This is a genomic window from Pseudomonas citri (assembly GCF_025336485.1).
Taxonomy (GTDB): domain Bacteria; phylum Pseudomonadota; class Gammaproteobacteria; order Pseudomonadales; family Pseudomonadaceae; genus Aquipseudomonas; species Aquipseudomonas citri.
On record NZ_JAODAB010000009.1, the window covers coordinates 17975 to 41517 of the forward strand.

The following is a 23543-nucleotide window of genomic DNA, read 5'->3' on the forward strand; positions in this document are numbered from 1 at the left end:
GCCTGGAGTATTTCCCATGCTGACTTTCCTTGGCTTTGCCATGGTCATCACGTTCATGTTCCTGATCATGACCAAGCGCCTGTCCGCGCTGATCGCCCTGATCATCATCCCTATTCTGTTTGCCCTGTTCGGCGGTTTTGCGCCGAAGATCGGCCCCATGATGCTCGAAGGCATCACCAAGCTCGCCCCGACCGGGGTGATGCTGATGTTCGCGATTCTCTACTTCGCCCTGATGATCGACTCCGGCCTGTTCGACCCGGCCGTGCGCAAGATCCTCAAGCTGGTCAAGGGTGACCCGCTGAAAGTTTCGGTCGGTACCGCCGTCCTGGCGCTCGTCGTTTCCCTCGATGGTGACGGCGCGACCACTTACATGATCTGCGTGGCCGCAATGCTGCCGCTCTACAGCCGCATCGGCATGAGCCCACGGATCATGGCCGGCCTGATCATCCTCGCCGGTGGCGTGATGAACATGACCCCGTGGGGCGGCCCGACGGCCCGTGCGGCCAGTGCGTTGCATGTGGACCCGTCCGCCATCTTCGTGCCAATGATTCCGGCGATGGCCGCCGGTGTGGTGGCGATCCTGATCATTGCCTACTTCTACGGTAAGCGTGAGCGTGCGCGCCTCGGCGAGTTGCACCTGATCGGCGATGAGATCGATCACAGCGAAATCACCGTTTCGCAGTTCCCCGATGCGCGCCGTCCGAAACTGATCTGGTTCAACGGCCTGTTGACCCTGGCGCTGATGTGCACCCTGATCGCCGGCCTCCTGCCGCTGCCCGTGCTGTTCATGGTGGCGTTCAGCATCGCGATGATCGTCAACTACCCGTGCCTGCAACAGCAGAAGGATCGCGTCGCGGCGCATGCCGGCAGTGTGTTGTCGGTGGTCAGCCTGATTTTCGCGGCCGGTATCTTTACGGGTATCCTGTCCGGCACCGGCATGGTCGATGCCATGTCGAAAAGCCTGCTGGCGGTGATCCCTGATTTCCTCGGCCCGTACCTGGCGGTGATTACCGCGCTGGTGAGCATGCCGTTCACGTTCTTCATGTCGAACGACGCGTTTTACTATGGCGTGTTGCCGGTGCTCTCCGAAGCGGCCAGCCACTACGGCATCACCGCCGTGGAAATGGCCCGTGCCTCGATCGTCGGCCAACCGGTCCACCTGCTCAGCCCTCTGGTACCCTCGACTTACCTGCTGGTGGCGCTGGCCGGGATCGAATTCGGTGACCATCAGCGTTTCACCCTGAGGTGGGCAGTGCTGGTCTGCCTGTGCATATTGGTCGCGGCATTGCTGTTGGGGACTTTTCCGCTGTTCAGCACTCTGTAACTATAACGGCCTCAAACAACCACGCCGCCAGCTCATCGCTGGCGTCTTGGTTTAACACTCGTACAAAGGAACTCACATGGAATGGCTGACCAACCCGGAAATCTGGGTTGCTTTCTTCACCCTGACCGCCCTGGAAATCGTCCTGGGCATCGATAACATCATCATGATCTCGATCCTGGTCAGCCGCATGCCCAAGCACATGCAGGCACGCACCCGGATCTTCGGCCTGGCCCTGGCCATGATCACGCGGATCATGCTGCTGCTGTCGATCACTTGGGTCATGCGCCTGACCGCCGATTTGTTCGAAGTGTTCGGCCAGGGCATCTCCGGCCGCGACCTGATCCTGTTCTTCGGTGGCCTGTTCCTGCTGTGGAAAAGCTCCCAGGAGATGTACCACGCGCTGGAAGGCGAAGACGAAAGCAACGAAGAGCCTTCGGGCAAGGGCGGCAACTTCCTCTACACCATCATCCAGATCGCGATCATCGACATCGTGTTCTCCCTGGACTCAGTCATCACCGCGGTCGGCATGGTCTCCCATGTTCCGGTGATGGTCGCCGCGATCATCGTGGCGGTGCTGGTGATGATGCTGGCTTCGGGCACCATCAGTGAGTTCATCGACAAGCACCCGTCGCTGAAAATGCTGGCGCTGTCGTTCCTGCTGGTGGTCGGTACCGTGCTGATCGCCGAGTCGTTCGACGTGCATGTGCCAAAAGGCTACGTCTACTTCGCCATGGCGTTCTCGCTGGCGGTGGAAGCCATCAACATCAGGATGCGTACCGCCATGGCGCGCAAGCGCAAGCAGCAGGAACCGGTGAAACTGCGCAAGGATGTCCCGGGTCAGTAATGATACGGGGGCAATGAACGAAGGGGCTCTTGGAGCCCCTTTTTCATGCCTGCAGCAATGCTGCGAAGTACACCGCCCCGCCGGGGGTTCATGACAGATTTATTTCAAAGCATTCTTTAGCTGTGCAATGCTGGCGCCCAAAGCGTTCGCCAACTACAGCTTAAGTACAAGAAAGAAGAATGTGGCACCGTCAATTTGTCCCTTTGGGACGTTAACAGGGGGCTTGCCATGCTGACCCTGCTCAATTTGCTCTCCGCCGTGACCCTGCTGATCTGGGGCACGCACATCGTCCGTACCGGCATCTTGCGGGTCTATGGTTCCAACCTGCGCCACGTCATCGGCCAGAACATGGCCCGGCGCTGGCTGGCGTTCCTGGCGGGCATCATGGTCACGGCCATGGTCCAGAGCAGCAACGCCACGGCCATGCTCGTGACGTCCTTCGTCGGCCAGGGCCTGATGGCACTGACCCCGGCCCTGGCGACCATGCTCGGCGCCGATGTCGGCACCGCCTTGATGGCGCGGGTGCTGACCCTCGACCTGTCCTGGTTGTCGCCGCTACTGATCTTCCTCGGGGTGATTTTCTTCCTGTCGCGCAAGCAGACCCGCGTCGGGCAGATGGGTCGGGTCGGCATAGGCCTGGGCCTGATCATCCTGGCGCTGCAACTGATCGTCGAGGCCGCCACGCCCATCACCCATGCCCAGGGCGTGAAGGTGATTTTCGCCTCGCTGACCGGCGATATCCTGCTCGACGCCTTGGTCGGTGCGCTGTTCGCGATGATCTCCTATTCCAGCCTGGCCGCCGTGCTGCTGACCGCGACACTGGCGGGCGCGGCGGTAATCAGCCTGCCGGTAGCCATTGGCCTGGTGATCGGCGCCAACATCGGCAGCGGCGTGCTGGCGTTTCTCAGCACCAGCATGCAGAACGCCGCCGGGCGGCAGGTCGCGTTGGGCAGCCTGTTGTACAAGCTGATCGGCCTGTTGCTGATCATCCCGGTGCTCGATCCGCTGGTGCACTGGCTCGACAGCCTGGATTTCAGCGCCCAGGAGACGGTCATCGGTTTCCACCTGCTCTACAACAGCGTGCGTTGCCTGGTGCTACTGCCCAGCGTAGCGCCCATGGCCAGACTGTGCAGCTGGCTGCTGCCGGACCGGCCGGACACCAACGGCACGGCCAAGCCCCGCCACCTGGACCCCACCGCGCTGGCCACGCCGAGCCTGGCACTGGCCAACGCAGCCCGGGAAACCTTGCGTATCGGCGACTTGATCGAAAACATGCTCGAAGCCCTGCCGGACGTCCTGCGCGGCCAGCAAACCGCCCTCACCCAGGACGTGCGGCGCATGAGCGATGACGTCGAAGCCCTGTGCAGCACCATCAAGTTGTACATGGCGCAAATGCCTCGCGAGGACCTCAGCGAGCAGGACAGCCGCCGCTGGGCGGAAATCATCGAACTGGCGATCAACCTGAAACTGGCCAGCGACCTCATCGAGCGCATGTTGCGCAAGATCCAGCAGCAGAAAACCGCCCAGGGCCGGTCATTCTCCGACGTCGGCCTGGAGGAGCTGGCAGGGCTGCACAGCCACCTGATCGCCAACCTGCGCCTGGGGTTGTCGGTGTTCCTGAGTGCGGACCGGGAAAGCGCACGGCAATTGCTGCGCGAGAAACGTCGCTTTCGGGCGCAGGAAAGACGCATGGCCCACGCCCATGTCAGCCGCCTGCACCGCAGAATCGTACAAAGCCTGGAGACCAGTTCCCTGCATCTGGAGCTGATCGCCGACATGCGCCGCCTGAATTCGCTGTTCTGCGGCAGCGCCTACGTGGTGCTGGAAACAGTCGAGATTGGTGCGCTGGCAGCGGATGAAATTTCCGACATCACCCATTCTCCTTGAACAACTGGCGCATTGATCAGTCAGTAACAATGGCTTGGGCTTGAAGCCATTCACGAACCCCGCCTGCTCCCACGGTCATAAATGCTACGTAGAGTCGTTGTGGGAGCGAGCCTGCTCGAGATGACGGCCAGCCCAGCCCCCTGGACCTTCAATCAGCTCGCCTGGAAGCCCGTCAATGCGTTTTCTGTTGCTCGCCTGTCTCTTGCTCGGCTCACTGCCAGTGGTTGCCCTGGATCGCTTCCAGGTCGAAGGCTATACGCTGCCCAACGGCATGCAAGTGCTGCTCAAGCCCGGCAGCGAACGCGGCCATGTGGCGATCCGGCTGGTGGTTGGCGTGGGCCTGGACGACTTCCGGTGCGCCGACAAGGAACTGCCGCACCTGCTTGAACACCTGTTGTTCAGTGGCGTCGACGACAGCGGCGAAGGCGGGCTGGAGGAACGCATGCAAGCGCTGGGTGGCGAGTGGAACGCCTTCACCAGCGACGCCGATACCACGTTCGTCATCGAGGCGCCGGCGAGCAACCAGCGCAAGGTCCTCGACATGCTGCTGGCACTGCTGACCCGTACGCACATCGACGACAAGGCCCTGGCGGCCGCCAAGCAAGTGGTGGAGCGCGAGGACGGCGGCCATTACACCCACCTGCAACGCTGGCTCGACCGCCAGGACCTGAGCCACAAGGCCAGCAACCAACTGGCCGTGGAGCTGGGCCTGCGCTGTACGGAACGGGCCGAGGTCGAACACCTCACCCTTGCCCGCATCGAACACGTGCGCAAAGCCTGGTACGCGTCGAACAACATGACCCTGATCGTGGTCGGCGATCTCGACCGGCTGTTGCCAGCCTATCTGGAGCGCAGCTTCGGCGCGCTCAAGCCGGTGGAGCCCAGCATCCACCAGCCACTGCCGCAGATCCGCTACAGCGCGGTGACCAAGCGCAACCTGATCCGCGGCCTGGTGGGTAATAGCGCCAAGCTGCATTGGCTGTTCCCCGAGCCCGTGCTGGAACAGCAACACGACGAAACCTTCGACCTGCTCAAGGACTACATGGACTGGGCGCTCTATCGCCAACTGCGCCTGGCTCGCGGCCTGTCCTACGGGCCGTGGACGGAACGGGAAGTGTTCGGCGGCGTCGGCTTCTTCAGCCTGAACGCAGACCTGGCCCGCGAAGACTTGCCGCAGGCCGAACAGGCACTTGAAGAATTGCGCCAGACCTTGCTCAAGGATGGCCTGGATCCCGCCAGTTTCGTGCGCATCAAACGCGCGGCAATCGCGCACCAGTCCTGGGCGGTTCAAGGCAACAGCGCACTGGCCGATTACTACTGGGGCGCCCTGGGCGACTATGAAGACGGCCGCTTCGCCAACCCGGCCGAGCGCTTGCAGGCGGTCAGCCTGGAACAGGCCAACCTGGCCCTGCGCGAACTGCTCAAGGACCCGGGTTACCTGCGCATCGAGAAACCGCTGCTCAGTGACGATGAACTGGTCTGGGTGTCGGCTGGCTTGGTGGGGTTGCTGCTGGTGGGGTTGGTGGCGTGGCAGGTGCGTCGCCGGGCTCGACCGCTAGAGGAATAGGCTTGCAGTGGCATCGCCCACTCTGTGGGAGCAAAGCTTGCTCGCGACAGCGGTGGATCTGCTGGCACTGAGGTCGGCTGTGCTGCCGTCATCGCGAGCAAGCTTTGCTCCCACAGTTGGCGCTCTCGCCACAAGAGTGCTCGTCACAGCGATGTCCTGACGATACTCTGTCGGGGATATTTCCCACGACTTACTGTGAAAACACCTAATGCAAAACCTGACTCTCCTTATCCAGCGCCTCCTTGAATTGATGAAGCGCTACCCAGGGGTCATTGCACTCGGTGGTTTCATCTCCGGGGTCGGCAGTTTCATGCTGGTGGACCGCCAGCAAGGCCTGGCGACCTGGATCGCCGTCATGATGCTGGTCAGCTGGCTCTGGCTGATGGTGGAGAACAGCATGACGCGGCTGTTCGCGCGGATTTTCAAACGGGAAATCCCCCAGCCGCTGCTGCGCTACGCCACGCAGATGATTCACCAGGAAAGCCTGTTTTTCGTCCTGCCGTTCTTTTTCATCACCACCACCTGGAACAGCAGCCAGTTGATCTTCACCGGCCTGCTCGGGGCTGCGGCGCTGATCTCGATCACCGATCCGCTGTACTACAAATGGCTGGCACCGCGACGCTGGGCGTTCCTGGCGTTGCACACCCTGACGCTGTTCGCCGCCCTGCTCACCGCGTTGCCGGTCATCCTGCACCTGACCACCGACCAGAGCTTCAAGCTGGCACTGGGCATTGCCATGCTGCTGTCGTTCCCCAGCCTGGCCTCGATCTTCCCGATCCGCACCGTGCGCAATGCCTTGGCGATTTCGTGCATCACCTTGGGCATTGGCGCCACCGGCTGGGTCCTGCGCTCCTGGGTACCGCCCGCGACGTTGTGGATGACCGAAGTGGCGATCAGTACCCAAGTGGAAGACCGCACGCCGGGCGACAGGCTCAAGGAGGTCAGCGCCGCCCAGATCCGTGGCAATGGCCTGTACGCCTACACCGCCATCAACGCACCGCGAGGCCTCGACGAGCGGATTTATCACGTCTGGCAGTTCAACGGCAAAGAAGTCGACCGCATCGCCCTGGACATCCACGGCGGACGCAAGGAAGGCTATCGCGCCTGGACCCACAAGCAGAACTTCCCGGACGACCCGACCGGTAAATGGCAGGTGCGGGTGCTGACGGAAAATGGCCAGATGATCGGTGTACTGCGTTTTACCGTGAGCGCCGCACCCGCAGCAAAATGATCGCGGTCGTGTTATTACGTAGCGCTGTTCAAGTCGAACGAGCATGGAGCTTATGACCCCAGCCCCACACACTGGCAGCGCTCGCCTGGATACGTCCCGCTCCCCGGCGCAGTTGTGGGTCAGCGGCGACTGGACGCTGGCCCATTATGCCCAGCTCAAGCGCCTGAGCGACTCGCTGCGCGGCCAGTACGACGAACACACCCGGATCGACCTCAACGGCCTCGGTGCCCTCGACACCGCCGGCGCCTCGTTGCTGGTGGAGCTGCTGGGCTCCGAACGACTGGGCAAGACCGCCGAACATCCCGATTGCAGCTTGCCGGCCGCCGAGCGCGCGCTGTTGCAGACGGTCTATCGCTCGCTGACAGACTTCTGCGTCCCGGAAAAAGAGCCGGACGTCAGCGTCGTCACCCAACTGCTGACCCGCATTGGCCTGACCGTGGAAAAGGTCTGGCAGGACTTGCTGCAACTGCTCGGCTTCGTCGGCCTGATCCTCCAGACCCTGGCCTGCAACCTGTTGCGCCCGTGGCGCTGGCGCATGACACCGATGGTCGTGCACATCGAACAGACCGGCCTGGATGCGGCGCCCATCGTCGCCTTGCTGACGTTCCTGGTGGGCGCGGTGGTGGCGTTCCTCGGGGCGACGGTCCTGGCCGATTTCGGTGCCAGCATCTTTACCGTGGACCTGGTGGCGTTCTCGTTCCTGCGCGAATTCGGCGTGCTGTTGACGGCCATCCTCATGGCGGGTCGTACCGCCAGCGCGTTCACCGCGCAAATCGGCTCGATGAAGGCCAACGAGGAAATCGACGCGATCCGCACCCTGGGCCTCGATCCCGTCGAGTTGCTGGTGGTGCCAAGGGTGCTGGCGCTGCTGGTCGCCCTGCCGATGCTGACCTTCCTGGCCATGCTCTCGGGCATCATCGGCGGCGGTGTCGTGTGTGCCCTGGCGCTGGGCATTTCCCCGGCCATGTTCCTGACGCTGTTGCAGTCGGACATCGGCGTGCAGCATTTCTTGGTGGGGATGGCCAAGGCACCGGTCTTCGCCTTCCTGATCGCCGCCGTGGGCTGTCTGGAAGGCTTCAAGGTCAGCGGCAGCGCCGAGTCGGTCGGGGCCCATACCACCTCCAGCGTGGTGCAGTCGATTTTCGTGGTGATCGTGCTCGACGCCATGGCCGCGTTGTTCTTCATGGAGATGAACTGGTGAGCCGATCCTTGCGACCGTCCACCGAGGCGGTGATCCAGGTGCGCGGACTGTGCAACCGCTTCGGTCGCCAGAGCGTGCATGAAAACCTCGACCTGGACCTGTACAAAGGCGAGATCCTCGCCGTGGTCGGCGGCTCCGGCAGCGGCAAGTCGGTGCTGTTGCGCAGCATCGTCGGCCTGAACCGACCCAGCGAAGGCGAGGTGCGGGTGTTTGGCGAGGACTTGCCGAGCCTGTCCCAGGAACGCCGCTCGCGGGTGGAACGGCGCTTGGGCGTACTGTTCCAGAAAGGCGCCCTGTTCTCTTCCCTGACCGTGACTGAGAACGTCGCCCTGCCGTTGATCGAACATGCCGGCCTGAGCCGGGCCGATGCCGAGCACTTGGCGGCGGTGAAGCTGGCCTTGGCCGGCCTGCCGCTGTCGGCGGCGGATAAATACCCGGCCTCGTTGTCCGGCGGCATGATCAAGCGCGCCGCCCTGGCCCGTGCGCTGGCCCTGGACCCGGACATCCTGTTTCTCGACGAACCCACCGCCGGCCTCGACCCCATCGGCGCGGCGGCGTTCGACCAGTTGATCCTGACCCTGCGCGATGCCCTGGGCCTGAGCGTGTTCCTGGTCACCCACGACCTGGACACCCTCTACACCATCACCGACCGGGTGGCGGTGCTGGCGCAGAAAAAGGTGCTGGTGGCCGATGTCATCGACAAGGTGTCGGAAACCAACGACGCCTGGATTCATGAGTACTTCCATGGCCCTCGCGGCCGCGCGGCGCTGTCGGCCGTTACACAGTCCAACGAGGTTTGACATGGAAACCCGAGCCCATCATGTGCTGATCGGCCTGTTCACCGTCATTGTGGTCGCCAGCGCCCTGCTGTTTGGCCTATGGCTGGCCAAATCCAGCGTGGACAGCGAGTTCAAGTATTACGAAGTGGTGTTCAACGAAGCGGTCAGCGGCTTGTCCCGGGGCAGCTCGGTGGAATACAGCGGCATCAAGGTCGGCGACGTGGTCAATCTGCGCCTGGACCCGAACGACCCGCGCCGGGTACTGGCCCAGGTACGCTTGAGCGCCGAAACGCCGGTCAAGCAGGACACCCAGGCCAAACTGGCCCTGACCGGCATCACCGGCACCTCGATCATCCAGCTCAGTGGCGGCACACCCCAGAGCCCGGCGTTGACAGGGCATGACGGCGAACCGCCGGTGATCATCGCCGCGCCCTCGCCCATTGCCCGCCTGCTCAACAACAGCGATGACCTGATGACCAGCATCAACCTGCTGTTGCACAACGCCAACGAGGTGTTTTCCTCGGACAACGTCCAGCGCCTGGGCAAGACCCTCGAACACCTGGAACAAACCACCGGAGTCGTGGCCGAGCAGCGCGGCGACATCCGCCAGGCCATGCAGCAACTGGCGTCCATCGGCAAACAGGCCAGCGCCACCCTGGAACAGACCACCGCGTTGATGCGCAACGCCAATGGCCTGTTGGACGACCAAGGCAAAGAGGTCATGGGCAGCGCCGGGCAGGCCATGCAATCGCTGGCCCGCAGCGCGGCAACCTTCGACAGCCTGCTGAACGACAACCGCGACGCCGTGAACAACGGCATGCAAGGCCTCAACGCCCTGGCTCCCGCGGTGCGTGAGCTGCGCGAGACCCTCAGCGCCTTGCGCGGTATTTCCCGGCGCCTGGACGCCAACCCCAGCGGCTACCTGCTGGGCAACGACAAGGACAAGGAGTTCACGCCATGAAGCCGTTCAATCGCTTCCTCCACCCGGGCCTGTTGCTGGCGGGATTGATCCTGGTGGGCGGCTGCTCGATCCTGCCCAAGAGCGAGCCAGCGGACGTCTATCGCCTGCCCGCCACCCAGGCGCCTGCGGCCTCGGGTACGCCGGTCAACTGGTCGTTGCGCCTGGCCAGCCCGCAGGCCAGCGAGGTGCTTAACAGCCCGAAGATCGCGGTCATCCCCCAAGGCAACCTGCTGCGCAGCTACACCGCCTCGCGCTGGAGCGACCCGGCCCCGGTGTTGTTGCGCAACCGCCTGCTCGATGGTTTCGTTCAGGACGGACGCCTCAACCGGTTGAGCGTCGCCGACAGCAACCTGCAAGCGGACCTGGAGTTGGGCGGGCAATTGCAGGCGTTCCAGACCGAATACCAGGGGACGACGGCCAGTGTGGTGATTCGCCTGGACGCGCTGCTGGTACGCGGATTCGACCAGCGCATCCTCGCCAGTCGCCGCTTTGAAGTGCGCCAGCCGTTGCGCGACGTGAAGATGTCGGCGGTGGTGGACGGCTTTGGCCAGGCCAGTGACCGGCTGACCGCCGACGTGGTGGCCTGGACATTGGCGCAAGGCTCAGCTCAAGCGAAGAACCAGTAGCAGACACCGATCGCCGACAATACCCCAGCCAGTTCGGCCAGCAGCGCACAGCCCACCGCGTGGCGCGCTCGCTGGATGCCCACGGCGCCGAAATAGACCGCCAGCACGTAGAAGGTGGTTTCGGTGCTGCCCTGGATGGTCGCCGCCACCAGGGCCGGGAAGCTGTCCACGCCGGAAGTCTTCATGGTTTCGATCAGCATCGCCCGTGCCGCGCTACCGGAGAACGGCTTGACCATGGCGGTCGGCAAGGCATCGACGAAACGCGTGTCCAGACCGGCCCACTGCACCAGGTGCCGGATGCCGTCCAGGCCGAAATCCAGCGCCCCGGAAGCCCGCAGCACACCGACTGCGCAGAGCATCGCCACCAGGTACGGCAGCAGGTTCTTGGCGACATCGAACCCCTCTTTCGCACCTTCGACGAAGGCCTCGTAGACCTTGACCTTGCGCAGGGCGCCTATCACCAGGAACAGGATGATCAGGCCGAACAGCGTGACGTTGCCGAGGACCGACGACAGGCTCGCCAGCGCCGTGGCCGAGAGCGTCGCCAACAGCGCCATGAAGCCGCCCAGCGCCAGCGCCCCGGGGATCAGGTAGGCCAGCACCACCGGGTCCCATAGCCGCAGGCGCTGCATGAAGGCCACCGACAGCAGTCCCGTCACGGTCGAGCCGGTGGTGGCGATGAGGATCGGCAGGAATACCAGGGTCGGGTCCGGCGCGCCTTGTTGGGCGCGGTACATGAAGATGGTCACCGGCAGCAGCGTCAGCGACGAGGCATTGAGCACCAGGAACAGGATCTGCGCATTGCTGGCAATGGTCGCACTGGGGTTGAGGTCTTGCAGGGCGCGCATGGCCTTCAGGCCGATGGGGGTGGCGGCGTTATCCAGCCCGAGACCGTTGGCGGCGAAGTTGAGGGTGATCAGGCCGATGGCTGGATGGCCGGGCGGTACTTCCGGCATCAGCCGTGAAAACAGCGGGCCCAGGGCCTTGGCCAGCCAGTCGACGATGCCGGCCTTCTCGGCGATGCGCAGGAACCCCAGCCAGAGGGTCAAGGTGCCGAACAGCAGGACCATCACCTCCACCGACAGCTTGGCCATGGCGAAAATGCTTTCCACCATCGCGGCGAAGATCCCGGCATTGCCGCCAACCAGCCATTGCACCAGCGCCGACACGGCCGCCACGATAAAGAAGCCAAGCCACAGGCCATTGAGCATTGGTGAATTTCCCCCGGAAGATGCCGGGAATGATAGCGGGGCTGACAGAAACGACAAACCCCGGATTGCGCCGGGGTTTGCTGGTATCGCTGTTGTGGGAGCAAGCTAGGCTCCCACAAGGAGACAGGCGCAATCAGTTCCGGGAAGTTTCCCCCGCCGGCAGCGGCTCCTTGCTGCGCCAGTGCGGCAGGGAGTTCCAGTAGCGCTGGCCCTTGGCATCGTCGTACATGCCTTCCCAACGGGCGATGACCAACACGGCCAGGGCGTTGCCGATCACGTTCAGCGCGGTGCGGGCCATGTCCATGATGCGGTCGACACCGGCGATGAAAGCCAGGCCTTCCAACGGGATACCCACGCTACCCAGGGTCGCCAGCAGCACCACGAAGGACACGCCCGGTACGCCGGCGATGCCTTTGGAGGTGACCATCAGGGTCAGCACCAGCAGCAATTGCTGGCTGATGGACAGGTCGATGCCGTACAGCTGGGCGATGAAAATCGCCGCAATGCTCTGGTACAGGGTCGAACCGTCGAGGTTGAACGAATAGCCGGTAGGCACCACGAAGCTGCAGATGGCTTTCGGCGCGCCGTAGGCTTCCATTTTCTCGATCACGCGTGGCAGCACGGTTTCGGAGCTGGCGGTGGAGTAGGCCAGCACCAGCTCATCCTTGAAGATGCGCATCAGCTTGATCACCGAGAAACCGAACAGGCGGGCGATCAGGCCCAGCACCACGAAGGCGAAGAAAGCGATGGCGACGTAAACCAGGATCACCAGTTTCGCCAGCGGCAACAGGGACGCGAAGCCAAAGTTGGCGACAGTCACCGCGATCAGGGCGAACACGCCGATCGGGGCGTAGTTCATGATCATGTGGGTGACCTTGAACATGCTTTCCGACACGCCCTGGAACATTTTCACCAGCGGTTCGCGCAGGTCTGCTTGCAGGCTCGACAGACCGAGGCCGAACAGCACCGAGAAGAAGATGATCGGCAACATCTCGCCACGCATCATCGCGGCAAAGATGTTCGACGGGATCAGGTTGAGGATGGTCTGGACGAACGCATGTTCATGCTGGACCTCGGCGGCGGTGGCCTGGTACTTGGAGATGTCCACCGTACCCAGGGTGCTCATGTCGATGCCGCTGCCCGGCTGGAAGAAGTTGGCCAGCAGCAGGCCAACGACGATGGCAATGGTGGTAACGATTTCGAAGTAAATGATGGTCTTGAAGCCGATACGCCCGAGTTTCTTGGCGTCCCCGACTCCGGCAATGCCGACGATCAGCGAGGAAATCACGATCGGGATCACGATCATCTTGATCAAGCGGATAAAGATATCGCCTGCCGGTTGCAACACGTTACTGATCCACCAGGCCTTTTCAGCACTGAAATGGTTGAGCAGCGCGCCCAGTGCAATACCGAGCACCAGACCGATGAGGATCTGCCAGGCGAGGCTTAGTTTTGCCTTCTTCATATCATTACCCTTACTTCAGTTGGACACGGGCAAAGGCCATGTGCCGTTCGCCAATGGCGATACGCACACGTGGCCTCTGCCCCCGTATAAGGTCACCCCGAGCGCGCATTTGCGGCTTACTGGCAGGCGAAAAAAGGCGCAACTATTGCGATGGAGGGGGGGCTCGTCTAATGCCGTAAACGCCTACCCTATGCCGAATCGGCATGAGTCTGTCAGAAAAAAAGCCGCGTCCGAGTTAGTTCGAATGCGACATTCAAGCAGGCATAAGTGCCGTGAAACGACCATTGCAGCGTAGTCGCCTTTATTCCGCCTGCCTGTGGGAACCGCTGAAACGCGCGCTCCGCCGGACGCTATCGGCAGAAGGAATCGTGCCAACATTCTCCGATATACGGTCAGGCGCGCAGAGGGTGTCGAAGGTAGCGAGTCAAAATGCCGCAGCGCGGGACCCGTAATGATATGTAATCAATCCGGCCGCTCTGGAACACGCTTTTGCCGCATGAACAGCCCAGCGCAAGTTCGCCCAGCCTTCAAGGCTTTGCGAACCTGCGTCGCAGCTTTTCCTGACCCGGCCCTTGCGCAGGCACTCCTTGTACCCGTAGGTCCCTCCGACCCAAAACGGTCAGAACGTCCCGGCCCCCTGGTCATGCAGCGACCCTCCTCGGGTCGTGCAGAGGGAAAAGCAAAGGCTGCCTTTCCCGTTCTCGAACTCGACTGCCCATTCGGGTCTTTACTGAGGGGTTGCGTTAACTGTTTGTGCATACCTTCAGCAACTTGCCCAGGCGCACGACGGCGACCCCACGATCATCCTCGGCCGCGACGGCCAAAGAAGAAGGAAGCGATGAACATCACCAGGAACACGACAAAGAGAATCTTGGCGATGCCCGTGGCGGTGCCAGCGATACCACCGAAGCCCAGGACTGCAGCGATGATGGCAATGATCAGGAAGGTGATTGCCCAACTCAACATGGTGATTCTCCTTACGCTTTTCTACTTAGTGAGGGTCTGGCGGTGAGAGTTGCGCGAAAGCGGACGACCGGGTCCCTGCGTTAAAACACCCAACGCTCCTGCTTGTCGGTCACAGGCTGAGCCTGGTCCACCTCGATCATTCGCATCGAAGCGGACGCTTGCGCGACGTTGCCGACGGCACTGAAATGAATCTGCGCGGCGCGATGGATCGACACCGCTGGCGCCTCGGGGCGCTGGTTTTCTTGCCAGAGCAGCCATTGCTGGCCGACCACGAGGGTAACCAGCAACGCCAGGGCAGCCCACAGGCCCTGCTGGATATGCAGGGGAGTGATGTGAAATCGAGCGCTGCGTTGACGATTCATCCTGAATTTCCTCCCCACCCCGACCGGGTGCGGTGATCTGATTGAGGCATAAGTGACGCCCACGTTGATCAGGTCATTGCAGTGCCCATGCCATCTTTTCTGTCAGAAAAATCTCTTCCTGATCAATACGTTATAAAAGCTTCGAGAAAGACCGAAGACGCATCCTGCACGATCGTCGCCGTAAGACTCGTGCGTTTTGCACGATAGAAGGAGGGCAGATTGCCAAAGGACTTTTGAATGACCCGCTGGGATTGACTGTCGGAATCGGCAAGCCGAATCGCTCGACATTGGCGGGGGACAAAAAAATGAACTCAAATCAATCTTTTAGCGGTCGGACATGGGTAAGGCTACGCTGACTGCGCCACAGCGCATAGGAATTAACCATGCAACTTGCCCGATTTTTCTGACACTAACCAACATCATTCATTAAAGGAGCGTAGGAAAAATGGAATCTACTACCGAGCATCAAGGCCGCATTCTGCTGGTAGATGATGAGTCCGCCATCCTGCGTACGTTCCGTTATTGCCTGGAAGATGAAGGCTACACCGTCGCCACCGCCAGCAGCGCCGCCCAGGCCGATGCCCTGCTGCAACGCCAAGTGTTCGACCTGTGTTTTCTCGACCTGCGCCTGGGTGAAGACAACGGCCTCGACGTGCTGGCCCAGATGCGTATCCAGGCACCCTGGATGCGGGTGGTGATCGTCACCGCTCACTCGGCCGTGGACACGGCCGTCGATGCGATCCAGGCCGGGGCGGCCGATTACCTGGTCAAGCCGTGCAGCCCGGACCAACTGCGCCTGGCGACCGCCAAGCAACTGGAAGTCCGCCAACTGTCGGCAAGACTCGAAGCCCTGGAAGGCGAAGTGCGCAAACCCAAGGACGGCCTCGACTCCCACAGCCCAGCGATGAAAGTCGTCCTCGAGACCGCCCGCCAGGTCGCCAGCACCGACGCCAACATCCTGATCCTCGGCGAATCCGGCACCGGCAAGGGCGAGTTGGCCCGGGCCATCCACGGCTGGAGCAAACGGGCGAAAAAGTCCTGTGTCACCATCAATTGCCCGTCGCTAAGCACCGAGCTGATGGAAAGCGAGTTGTTCGGCCACAGCCGCGGGGCGTTCACCGGCGCCAGCGAAAGCACGCTGGGACGGGTCAACCAGGCCGATGGCGGCACACTGTTTCTCGACGAGATTGGCGATTTTCCCCTGACATTGCAGCCGAAATTGCTGCGATTCATTCAAGACAAGGAATACGAGCGAGTAGGCGACCCCGTCACCCGTCGCGCCGACGTGCGGATTCTCGCCGCGACCAACCTCAACCTCGAAGACATGGTGCGTGACGGGCGCTTTCGCGAAGACCTGCTGTACCGCTTGAACGTCATTACCCTGCATCTGCCGCCTTTGCGCGAGCGTGCCGAAGACATCCTGACCCTGGCCGACCGTTTCCTGGCACGCTTCGTCAAGGAATACGCGCGCCCGGCCCGGGGCTTCAGCGACCAGGCGCGCGAAGCGCTGCTGGGTTACCGTTGGCCAGGCAACATCCGCGAACTGCGCAACGTGGTCGAGCGCGCCAGCATTATCTGCCCCCAGGAAAAGGTCGAAGTCAGCCATCTGGGCATGGCCGAGCAACCGATCAACAACGCACCGCGCATCGGCGCCGCGCTGAGCCTCGACGAACTGGAGAAAGCCCACATCGGCGCGGTGCTGGCCACGGCCGACACCCTGGACCAGGCCGCCAAGACCCTGGGCATCGATGCTTCCACGCTGTATCGCAAACGCAAGCAATACAACCTGTGAGCGATGCCCTATGAAACTGGCGATGAAGCTGCGCACCCGACTGTTTCTCAGTATCTCGGCCCTGATCACAGTCGCACTGCTGGGGCTCTTGCTAGGCCTGGTCAGCGTGATGCAGATGGCCAACACCCAGGAACAATCGGTACGCGACAACTTCATCCTGCTGGACTTGGGACTCAAGCTGCGCCAGACCCTGGGCGATCAGTTGATCATCATGCTCGACGAGCAGCCCGACGCGGCCAAGCTGGAGCAATCCAAGGGGCAATACTTGGCGTTGATCGAGGAGGGCATCGCCCACGAACGCGAACTGGACGATGCGACCCGCCACTTCAGCCAGGCCAAAGTGGACTATATGGGGTTTCTCGAGGCATTCGCCGCGTCGCGTCAGTCACCGAACAAACTCACCGGGGTCCAGGACCTCACCGATAAATTCAACGCGTTGCGCAATGGGCTGATCGAGGGGTATCGGCAGGCCTTGAACAACATTGGCGAAACCCAGACCCGCGCCCGCAACCAGGCGTTGTTGATTTCCGGCCTGCTGGGGCTGGTTGGGCTGGCGGTGCTGATCATCGGTTTCATTACCGCCCACGGCATCGCCCAGCGTTTCGGCGCACCTATCGAGGCGCTGGCGGCAGCGGCGGACGATATCGGCCAGGGTAATTTCGAAGTGACGCTGCCGACGTCGACCTCCGCCGAGTTGAATCTTCTGGCACGCCGTTTCGACGCCATGGCCCAGGCTCTGCGCAAGCACCAGGCGACCAATGTCGACGAATTGCTCGCTGGCCAGCAACGCTTGCAGGCAGTGCTCGACAGCATCGACGACGGCTTGCTGATCATCGATCGCCAGGGCCGCCTCGAACACCTCAACCCAGTGGCCCAGCGTCAACTGGGCTGGGAAGAGGAGCGCCTGGGCCTGGGGTTGGGCGAGGCGCTGGGGCACCCGCAACTGGATGAAGAACTGCGACTGGTGCTGCGCGGCGGCACCCTGGAACGCGCACCGCAAGACTTGAGTATCGAGGTGGACGGCGAGTCACGCTTGCTGACCTACAGCCTCACCCCCATGAGCCAAGGCCAAGGCCAAATCCTCGGCGCGGTGATGGTGTTACACGACGTCACCGAACAGCGAGCTTTCGAGCGGGTCCGCAGTGAATTCGTCCTGCGCGCCTCCCACGAGCTGCGCACGCCGGTCACCGGCATGCACATGGCCTTCGGCCTGTTGCAGGAACGTCTGCATTTCCCGCCGGAGTCCCGCGAAACAGACTTGCTCAACACCGTCACGGAAGAAATGCAGCGGCTGATGCAGCTCATCAACGACTTGCTGAATTTCTCTCGCTACCAGAACGGCTTGCAGAAGCTGACCCTGGCCCCTTGCTCCATCGAGGACATGCTCGAAGCCGCGCGCCTGCGATTCACCCCCCAGGCCCAGGCCAAGGGCATCGAGTTGCTGGTGACGATCCAAGGCCCGCTGCCGCGCCTGCACGCCGACGCTCCCCAGTTGGACCGGGTGCTGGACAATCTGATCGACAACGCCCTGCGCCACACCAGCGACCATGGCCAGATCCGCCTCCAGGCCCGGCGCCACGGCGAACGGGTGATCATCAGCGTCGAGGACAACGGTGAAGGCATTGCCTACGGTCAACAGGGACGCATCTTCGAACCTTTCGTCCAGGTCGGACGCAAGAAGGGCGGCGCGGGCCTTGGACTGGCGCTGTGCAAGGAGATCGTCCAGCTCCACGGCGGGCGCATGGGGGTTTATTCGAGACCCGGGCAGGGCACCCAGTTTTATATGGCGTTGACCGTCTGAGGGCTGTTCAGGCTTCGTCCTCCAGACGCCGTCCGAGCCGACGCCGCCCGCGTGTGATCAGTTCGATGAGCTGCACCGCGCTCAGGGCGTGGGCAAACAGCCAACCCTGGCCGAACGTCACCCCCTCGCTGCTCAGATAAGACGCCTGGGACTCGTGCTCGATGCCTTCGGCGATCACCTTGAGTTGCAGGTCGTGGGCCATGCGAATGATGTGCGGAGCCACGCCGCTGCTGGCGGCATCGTGGCCCAGGGCGTCGATGAATGCCTTGTCGATCTTCAGGCAATCCACCGGGAGGGTCTGTAGATAAGCGAGGCTGCAATAGCCGGTGCCAAAATCATCGATCAGCACCTGGTGCCCAACGTCGCGCAGCGCTTGCAGGTTCTCCCGGGCGACCAACACATCGATCAGCCCGCGCTCGGTTACTTCGAAGGCAATCTGGTGCGCCGATACCCGATGCCGCGCCAACAATCGGGCGATCACCTCACCAATGCGCGGCACCATCACATCGCACGCCCCCAGGTTCACCGAGATATACAACTGGGGGTTGGCTCGCAGCAGTTGGCCCAACTGATCGAACAGCCGGTGCAGGACAAAATCGGTGATCTGGCGGATTTGCCCGGTGTCCTCGGCCATCGGGATGAACAGGTCCGGGCTGGTCAGGGTGCCGTCCGGTCGGCGCCAGCGCAGCAAGGCCTCGGCGCCGACACAATTACGGCTGCGCAGATCGAAGATCGGCTGGTATAGCACCTGCAACTCACCGCGCCGCAGGGCTCCGTTCAGCTCGGCGTCCAGGGACTGGCGATGGCGTGCCAGCAGAAACACCTGGAAGCCGATCCCCAGGCCCAACACCAGACTGATAGGCAAGATCCACCAAGCGCTCGCCGGAACATGAAAGCCATCGCGCGGGGCGATCAGCACCAGTTGATATTCCGGGGTATCGGTGGGCATCCGATAGATCAGCCGGGTCTTCGTCACTTGCAGGGCAGGCTTGTTTTTCGCCTGCCAGGGTTCCGTGGGTGGCCAGAGTTGTTCGGCGCCCAGCACCGGAATCGCTCGCCGACCGTGGTCCAGGACCACCAACAGGCTGCCACCGGCGGGTAAATCCACCACGTCGGTCAAATGCCCGCGCGAGGTGGCGACCCGGAAGTTACCGCGCCCCAGCATCAACGCTGCGCGGTTTTCATTGGGTTCGGTGGTGGTATCGAGCCAGTAGCTGTAGGTCGCATCACGGACGTCTGGCGGGCGCGCCACCGACAAGCCACTCTGGCGAGGGCGGTTGGAACAGCTGCCATTGCTGTCGATGTACACCGCCTCATAGACGAAGCGGTAATTGAAGCTGACCTGCCGCAGCGTCGCGATCATGTCGTCGTCACAGCCGCGCAACGGTTGGTTTTGCAGGTCGTCGAGGCTTTCACGCAACTGCCCGAAGAGCTGTTCCAAGCGCTGCACGAAGCGCCCGCCCTGGGCATTCATCTGCTCGCTTTCGCGTAGCTCGATCTGCTGCTTCACGACAAACAGACTCCCCGCCAACAACAGGAGCGTACTGAGGGTCGCCGCCAGAATCGCCAGGAAAAGAGGGCGATGGAGCCAGCTCTGCAGGGTTTCGCGGGCAGCCGTCATCATGGGTAATCCGAAAGGCACCAATGAGTTATAGCTGCTGTTTTTGATTTGTCGGTGACCGTCAGACGGGCGTCATTAATTTGTCTGGTTGAGCACCTGGAGGATCGCCGCACTTTGCGCGTCCGGCGCGCCATCGAAGCGGGTGGGCCGGTAGTGCATCTGGAAGGCCGCCAGCACATGGTGGGTGGCTACATCCCATTCGCCGGTCTGCGGCGTTGGGTAGCCGAGGCGAGCCAGCTCGGTCTGGAACCAACCGGCGCTGGGCAACTGCGTGGCGAAAATGGCTTGCTGGCGGGCCACGGCCTGCTCGTCCGGCCAGATGCCCAGGCCCGCCTGCGCCAGGCGCTTCCAGGGGAACAGCGGCCCCGGGTCCAGCTTGCGCAGGGGGGCGATGTCGCTGTGACCGATGATGCCGCGGGGATTGATGCCATTGCGCTGGACGATGTCCTTGAGCAAGACGATCAAGGCCTGGACTTGCGCTTCGCTGTAGGGGTACCAGAGACGCCCGGTCGGTGTGTCGACAAAACCCGGGTTGACGATTTCGATGCCGATGGAGCTGGAGTTGAGCCAGGTCCGGCCCTCCCATTCACTTTCCCCGGCGTGCCAGGCCCGCCGGTTTTCATCCACGAGCTTGTAGATAGTCGCGCCTTTGTCATCGCCGATCAGGTAATGGGCACTGACTTCGCCATGGGTCAGCAAGGCCAGGGAACGCTCCAGGGACGCCGAGGTGTAATGCACCACCACAAACTGGATGCGACTGTCCTGGTTCGCGGACGGGTGGCGGGTATCGAGCCGGGGACCGCTGGCACAACCGGCCAACACCAACAACGCAACAATGAGCGAGACGAATTTCATGGCGGAAAAGCAATACACACTGGATTTAATGCAACAGTGTAACGTATTGCCCGGCAATGAGTTGGCTCGCCTCTGCGGGTGACACAAAATGGAACAATTGCCGGTCACCCCATTTCCACGCGGTTACGCCCAGCATTTTTTGCTCTATAGAGCGCCTGATCGGCTCTTTTGAGCACAGAATCGCTGTTTTCGCCGGTTTTGAACGCCGTCATGCCAATGGACACGGTCACCGTCACCGGCTCGCCCTTGAAGTGGAAGGGGCAGGCCTCGATGGCGGCGCGCAAGTTCTCCGCGAGCTTCGTCCCGGCAGCCAATGGTGTATCAGGTATTAGCAGGACAAACTCCTCACCGCCAAACCGGGCGATGAAATCGCTGCCGCGCAAGCGCTTGCGCAGGACCGAGGCAATGAGCTTGAGCACTCGGTCGCCGGCCAGGTGACCATAGTTGTCGTTGATGCGCTTGAAATGATCGAGGTCGAGCATGGCCAGCAACAGGCTGTTGCCCTGCCGCTGCCATTGCGCGACTTCGTGCTCCAGACGTTCCGACCAGGCCGCACGATTGGGCAGCCCGGTGAGCGGGTCGATGAGTGCTTTTTGTCGCTGCTCTTCGAGGTTTTCCCGGACGATCAGCGCATCCTGCTCCATCAACGCCACACGCTCGGCCAGGCTTTTCAGGCGAGCCGAGACTTCCTGTTCCCGCTGGTCGCGTTGCTTCTGATGCTGGTCCATGGTGCCCAGCAAGCCTTCGAGGTGGTTTTCCAGCACCTGCTTGAGGCCTTCCAGGTCATCGGCTTGCTGCACGCTGCTCTGCAGGCCATCTACCTGCTCGCGGATCTGCGAGTCCATTTCCCTGGACGCCGACAGGTTGTCGGCATGGTCTTCACTGGCGGCCCGCAGGCTGCTCTGGAACGACTCGAGCCGGTCATTGAGCCGTTGCAGGTACGCTTCGAATTCGTGCTGGCCACTGTCCGTGATCGCCAGCATCAGCACCGCGAGGTCATCGAGGACCGGCAGCAATTCATACCAATTCAAACCGTTTTTCAGCCGTTCACGCATCGACTCGGCTTGAGGTCGATGCCGCTCGGGCAAGGTCAGGTCGCCCAACAGGCCCAGCAGCGTGTCCTCGATGTGCTTGGCGACCGAACTGTACGAGGGCTCCGGCGAGTCGGGCAGGGCGTAGTGGGCGTCATCCGCATCGCCAGCGAGCGTGGGCTCGACAGACTCCTCCGAGGCAGGCTCGGCGGGCAGGGCTTGTACGGCGGCCTCTGGCAGCAGCTCATCGGGACTCTCGCGCAGGGACGGCGACACGTCCTGGTCATCAGCCCTGGAGATCGGCTCGGCGGTTTCGGTCGGTTCGTCGGACGGCTCCGTCTCTTCGGCGGCAAGCGCCGGGGCAGGGTCCGGAACAGGCTCGATCACTGGCGGCACGACGGCGACGGGCTCGGAGGGCGCTGGCGCTGTTGGTGCGGGCACCTCTTCCCGCGCCTCTTCCGGCGCGACGGCAGGAGAGGGGACCGGAGCTGACGCGAGCGTCGTCGCATCGATATCCGGGACCACGGGGGACGGCAGCGACGTCTCGGGCGCGGACACCACGCTGTCCTGGGTCTTCTCTGGCAGCAGGGACGTCTCTTGCTCTGGGCCGGCGCCACCAAACAGCCGTTGCAGCAAGCCCGGTCGACTCGGCTCGGCCGGTGTTTGCAGCGCGCTCAACGCCTTGCCCTGCAAGCCGCTCAATTCGCCGAGCAGCAGCGGTATCTCCCGCGCCTGGCCGACCCGGTCCTCCAGTTGCTTGGCAAATTTCTTCAGGGGACGACTGACTTCCTTGGGCAGCGGCAGGGTTTGTAGCTGCGCGACCAACGCCGTCAACGCAGCGGTCATTTGTTCGAGCCGGGTCTCGCGGCGCTGCTCGGAATCGAGCACGGCTTTCTCCAGGCGTGGCAACAGGGCGGCGAGGCCGGCGTCCATGTCATTGGTACGCACCACCTCGCGCATTTCCTTCATGCATTGATCGACGGCCTTGTCAGTACCTTCGGCGGCCAGGGTGCTGCGCACCAGGCCTCGACGCAGCAAGTCGAGCCGAGCGTCCCAGCGGCGCTCAAGCTTTTCCTGCTGTTCGATACTCTTGAGGTACTTCTCTCTCCAGCGTTCGGCGTCGTCGCTCATTCATCGGATCCGCAGGGGGCAGGACTCAGCGCGGGGAATGCGTCGGCCGTGAGCGAACCCGGCAGACGAATTTCAACCGCAACCGGCAGGTGATCGGAAATAGGCTGGGGCAATACCTCGACACGTTCGAGGGTCAAGGTCGGGCTCAGCAGGATATGGTCCAGGCAGCGTTGCGGACGCCAGCTGGGGAACGTCGCCTCCAGTTGCGGGGCCAGCAGGCCCAGGTCGCGCAAAGGGGACGTGTGCAGCAGGTCGTTGGCATGGGTGTTCATGTCACCCATCAGGACCTGGTGCTTATAATCGCCGATCAGCTGGCGAATATAGGCCAACTGCATCGTTCGTGTGCGAGCACCCAGCGCCAGGTGCATCATCACCACCACCAGAGCCTCCGGGCCCTCGCCGAAACGCGCCAAGATCGCCCCGCGCCCCTTGGGACCCGGCAACGGATGGTCTTCGATCGCCCAGGGACGCAGGCGACTCAGCACACCATTGCTGTGCTGGCCGAGACGCCCCAGGTTGCGATTGAGCTGTTGGTACCAATACGGGAACGCACCCAGTTGGGCCAGATGCTCCACTTGGTTGACGTAGCCGGACCTCAGGCTTCCGCCGTCGGCTTCCTGCAACGCCACCAGGTCGAAATCCTTCAGCAGGTCGCCGATTTTCTGCAGGTTACCGGCCCGCCCGGGGTGCGGTAGCAAATGCTGCCAGCCACGGGTCAGGTAGTGCCGGTAGCGTTCGGTGCTGATGCCCACCTGGATGTTGAAGCTGAGCAGTCGCAGGCGACTTTCGGCGGGCAGGCCCGTGGACGTGACATGATGCTCGTTGACCCGCGGTTGATGCAGGCCAACGATACGCTCGGTGCTCCAACGGGCCATGGCGTGGGCCGCG

At 62.5% G+C, this 23543-nt stretch carries 19 protein-coding genes; 11 read left to right on the forward strand and 8 right to left on the reverse strand.

Translation table 11 applies throughout. The features are described from left to right. Positions 1–16 precede the first annotated feature (16 nt). The 9 genes from N4Q37_RS12490 to N4Q37_RS12530 all read left to right on the forward strand — a co-directional run bounded on the left by N4Q37_RS12490 (position 17) and on the right by N4Q37_RS12530 (position 10420). On the forward strand, positions 17–1324 hold the full coding sequence (locus N4Q37_RS12490) for a CitMHS family transporter (RefSeq protein WP_260958311.1): 1308 nt from the start codon (positions 17–19) through the stop codon (positions 1322–1324). A gap of 76 nt (positions 1325–1400) precedes the next feature. Continuing rightward, entirely contained in the window at positions 1401–2168 is a 768-nt protein-coding gene (locus N4Q37_RS12495; RefSeq protein ID WP_260958312.1) for a TerC family protein, read from the forward strand. A gap of 228 nt (positions 2169–2396) precedes the next feature. After that, positions 2397–4055 carry a Na/Pi cotransporter family protein gene (locus N4Q37_RS12500; RefSeq protein ID WP_260958313.1) on the forward strand — a complete coding sequence of 553 codons (1659 nt, stop codon included), beginning with the start codon at positions 2397–2399 and terminating at the stop codon, positions 4053–4055. A 175-nt stretch (positions 4056–4230) separates the two neighbouring features. After that, a complete protein-coding gene (locus N4Q37_RS12505; protein WP_260958314.1) occupies positions 4231–5622 on the forward strand; it encodes a M16 family metallopeptidase in 1392 nt (463 codons plus the stop codon). Positions 5623–5830: 208 nt separating this feature from the next. Next, positions 5831–6853 (forward strand): DUF2914 domain-containing protein, encoded by a 1023-nt coding sequence (locus tag N4Q37_RS12510; RefSeq protein ID WP_260958315.1) that lies wholly within the window; start codon positions 5831–5833, stop codon positions 6851–6853. A gap of 52 nt (positions 6854–6905) precedes the next feature. Beyond that, positions 6906–8054 carry an ABC transporter permease gene (locus N4Q37_RS12515; protein ID WP_260958316.1) on the forward strand — a complete coding sequence of 383 codons (1149 nt, stop codon included), beginning with the start codon at positions 6906–6908 and terminating at the stop codon, positions 8052–8054. Next, positions 8051–8854: an ABC transporter ATP-binding protein gene (locus N4Q37_RS12520; protein WP_260958317.1), complete on the forward strand. Its 804-nt coding sequence runs from the start codon at positions 8051–8053 to the stop codon at positions 8852–8854. The genes N4Q37_RS12515 and N4Q37_RS12520 overlap by 4 nt, the downstream gene beginning before the upstream one ends. Before the next feature lies 1 nt (position 8855). Next, entirely contained in the window at positions 8856–9794 is a 939-nt protein-coding gene (locus tag N4Q37_RS12525; RefSeq protein ID WP_260958318.1) for an MlaD family protein, read from the forward strand. Beyond that, positions 9791–10420 carry an ABC-type transport auxiliary lipoprotein family protein gene (locus tag N4Q37_RS12530; RefSeq protein WP_260958319.1) on the forward strand — a complete coding sequence of 210 codons (630 nt, stop codon included), beginning with the start codon at positions 9791–9793 and terminating at the stop codon, positions 10418–10420. Before N4Q37_RS12525 ends, N4Q37_RS12530 begins: the two co-directional genes overlap by 4 nt. Here N4Q37_RS12530 and N4Q37_RS12535 read toward each other — a convergent pair. The 4 genes from N4Q37_RS12535 to N4Q37_RS12550 all read right to left on the reverse strand — a co-directional run bounded on the left by N4Q37_RS12535 (position 10402) and on the right by N4Q37_RS12550 (position 14424). After that, positions 10402–11631: a nucleoside recognition domain-containing protein gene (locus N4Q37_RS12535; RefSeq protein ID WP_260958320.1), complete on the reverse strand. Its 1230-nt coding sequence runs from the start codon at positions 11629–11631 to the stop codon at positions 10402–10404. The genes N4Q37_RS12530 and N4Q37_RS12535 overlap by 19 nt on opposite strands. A 133-nt stretch (positions 11632–11764) precedes the next feature. Further along, the gene (gene gltP, locus N4Q37_RS12540; RefSeq protein WP_260958321.1) at positions 11765–13096 is read right to left on the reverse strand and encodes a glutamate/aspartate:proton symporter GltP; all 1332 of its coding nucleotides are present in this window, start codon (positions 13094–13096) and stop codon (positions 11765–11767) included. Between the two features lie 801 nt (positions 13097–13897). Next, on the reverse strand, positions 13898–14062 hold the full coding sequence (locus N4Q37_RS12545; RefSeq protein WP_003177151.1) for a DUF1328 domain-containing protein: 165 nt from the start codon (positions 14060–14062) through the stop codon (positions 13898–13900). An 80-nt stretch (positions 14063–14142) separates the two neighbouring features. Next, positions 14143–14424, reverse strand: coding sequence for a hypothetical protein (locus tag N4Q37_RS12550; protein ID WP_260958322.1), 282 nt, complete (start codon positions 14422–14424; stop codon positions 14143–14145). 445 nt (positions 14425–14869) lie between these two features. Here N4Q37_RS12550 and algB point away from each other — a divergent pair, with 445 nt between their 5' ends. Together algB and N4Q37_RS12560 are read left to right on the forward strand one after the other, a co-directional pair. After that, complete coding sequence (gene algB / locus N4Q37_RS12555; protein ID WP_260958323.1) at positions 14870–16216, forward strand: sigma-54-dependent response regulator transcription factor AlgB; 1347 nt, start codon at positions 14870–14872, stop codon at positions 16214–16216. A gap of 10 nt (positions 16217–16226) precedes the next feature. Further along, positions 16227–18017, forward strand: a complete 1791-nt coding sequence (locus N4Q37_RS12560) for an ATP-binding protein (protein WP_260958324.1) — start codon at positions 16227–16229, stop codon at positions 18015–18017. A gap of 7 nt (positions 18018–18024) precedes the next feature. Here the strand turns inward: N4Q37_RS12560 and N4Q37_RS12565 are convergent, their stop codons facing one another. The 4 genes from N4Q37_RS12565 to N4Q37_RS12580 all read right to left on the reverse strand — a co-directional run bounded on the left by N4Q37_RS12565 (position 18025) and on the right by N4Q37_RS12580 (position 23530). Beyond that, positions 18025–19638: an EAL domain-containing protein gene (locus N4Q37_RS12565; RefSeq protein WP_260958462.1), complete on the reverse strand. Its 1614-nt coding sequence runs from the start codon at positions 19636–19638 to the stop codon at positions 18025–18027. Between the two features lie 75 nt (positions 19639–19713). Continuing rightward, entirely contained in the window at positions 19714–20493 is a 780-nt protein-coding gene (locus N4Q37_RS12570; protein ID WP_260958325.1) for an N-acetylmuramoyl-L-alanine amidase, read from the reverse strand. Between the two features lie 104 nt (positions 20494–20597). After that, complete coding sequence (locus N4Q37_RS12575) at positions 20598–22655, reverse strand: GGDEF domain-containing protein (protein ID WP_260958326.1); 2058 nt, start codon at positions 22653–22655, stop codon at positions 20598–20600. Further along, positions 22652–23530, reverse strand: coding sequence for an endonuclease/exonuclease/phosphatase family protein (locus N4Q37_RS12580; RefSeq protein ID WP_260958327.1), 879 nt, complete (start codon positions 23528–23530; stop codon positions 22652–22654). Before N4Q37_RS12580 ends, N4Q37_RS12575 begins: the two co-directional genes overlap by 4 nt. Positions 23531–23543 lie beyond the last annotated feature (13 nt).

Coding starts and splice junctions, on each gene's coding strand:
- N4Q37_RS12490 (WP_260958311.1), top strand. CDS start 17: ATGCTGACTTTCCTTGGCTTTGCCATGGTCATCACGTTCATGTTCCTG.
- N4Q37_RS12495 (WP_260958312.1), top strand. CDS start 1,401: ATGGAATGGCTGACCAACCCGGAAATCTGGGTTGCTTTCTTCACCCTG.
- N4Q37_RS12500 (WP_260958313.1), top strand. CDS start 2,397: ATGCTGACCCTGCTCAATTTGCTCTCCGCCGTGACCCTGCTGATCTGG.
- N4Q37_RS12505 (WP_260958314.1), top strand. CDS start 4,231: ATGCGTTTTCTGTTGCTCGCCTGTCTCTTGCTCGGCTCACTGCCAGTG.
- N4Q37_RS12510 (WP_260958315.1), top strand. CDS start 5,831: ATGCAAAACCTGACTCTCCTTATCCAGCGCCTCCTTGAATTGATGAAG.
- N4Q37_RS12515 (WP_260958316.1), top strand. CDS start 6,906: ATGACCCCAGCCCCACACACTGGCAGCGCTCGCCTGGATACGTCCCGC.
- N4Q37_RS12525 (WP_260958318.1), top strand. CDS start 8,856: ATGGAAACCCGAGCCCATCATGTGCTGATCGGCCTGTTCACCGTCATT.
- N4Q37_RS12530 (WP_260958319.1), top strand. CDS start 9,791: ATGAAGCCGTTCAATCGCTTCCTCCACCCGGGCCTGTTGCTGGCGGGA.
- N4Q37_RS12535 (WP_260958320.1), bottom strand. CDS start 11,631: ATGCTCAATGGCCTGTGGCTTGGCTTCTTTATCGTGGCGGCCGTGTCG.
- gltP (WP_260958321.1), bottom strand. CDS start 13,096: ATGAAGAAGGCAAAACTAAGCCTCGCCTGGCAGATCCTCATCGGTCTG.
- N4Q37_RS12545 (WP_003177151.1), bottom strand. CDS start 14,062: ATGTTGAGTTGGGCAATCACCTTCCTGATCATTGCCATCATCGCTGCA.
- N4Q37_RS12550 (WP_260958322.1), bottom strand. CDS start 14,424: ATGAATCGTCAACGCAGCGCTCGATTTCACATCACTCCCCTGCATATC.
- algB (WP_260958323.1), top strand. CDS start 14,870: ATGGAATCTACTACCGAGCATCAAGGCCGCATTCTGCTGGTAGATGAT.
- N4Q37_RS12560 (WP_260958324.1), top strand. CDS start 16,227: ATGAAACTGGCGATGAAGCTGCGCACCCGACTGTTTCTCAGTATCTCG.
- N4Q37_RS12565 (WP_260958462.1), bottom strand. CDS start 19,638: ATGACGGCTGCCCGCGAAACCCTGCAGAGCTGGCTCCATCGCCCTCTT.
- N4Q37_RS12570 (WP_260958325.1), bottom strand. CDS start 20,493: ATGAAATTCGTCTCGCTCATTGTTGCGTTGTTGGTGTTGGCCGGTTGT.
- N4Q37_RS12575 (WP_260958326.1), bottom strand. CDS start 22,655: ATGAGCGACGACGCCGAACGCTGGAGAGAGAAGTACCTCAAGAGTATC.
- N4Q37_RS12580 (WP_260958327.1), bottom strand. CDS start 23,530: ATGGCCCGTTGGAGCACCGAGCGTATCGTTGGCCTGCATCAACCGCGG.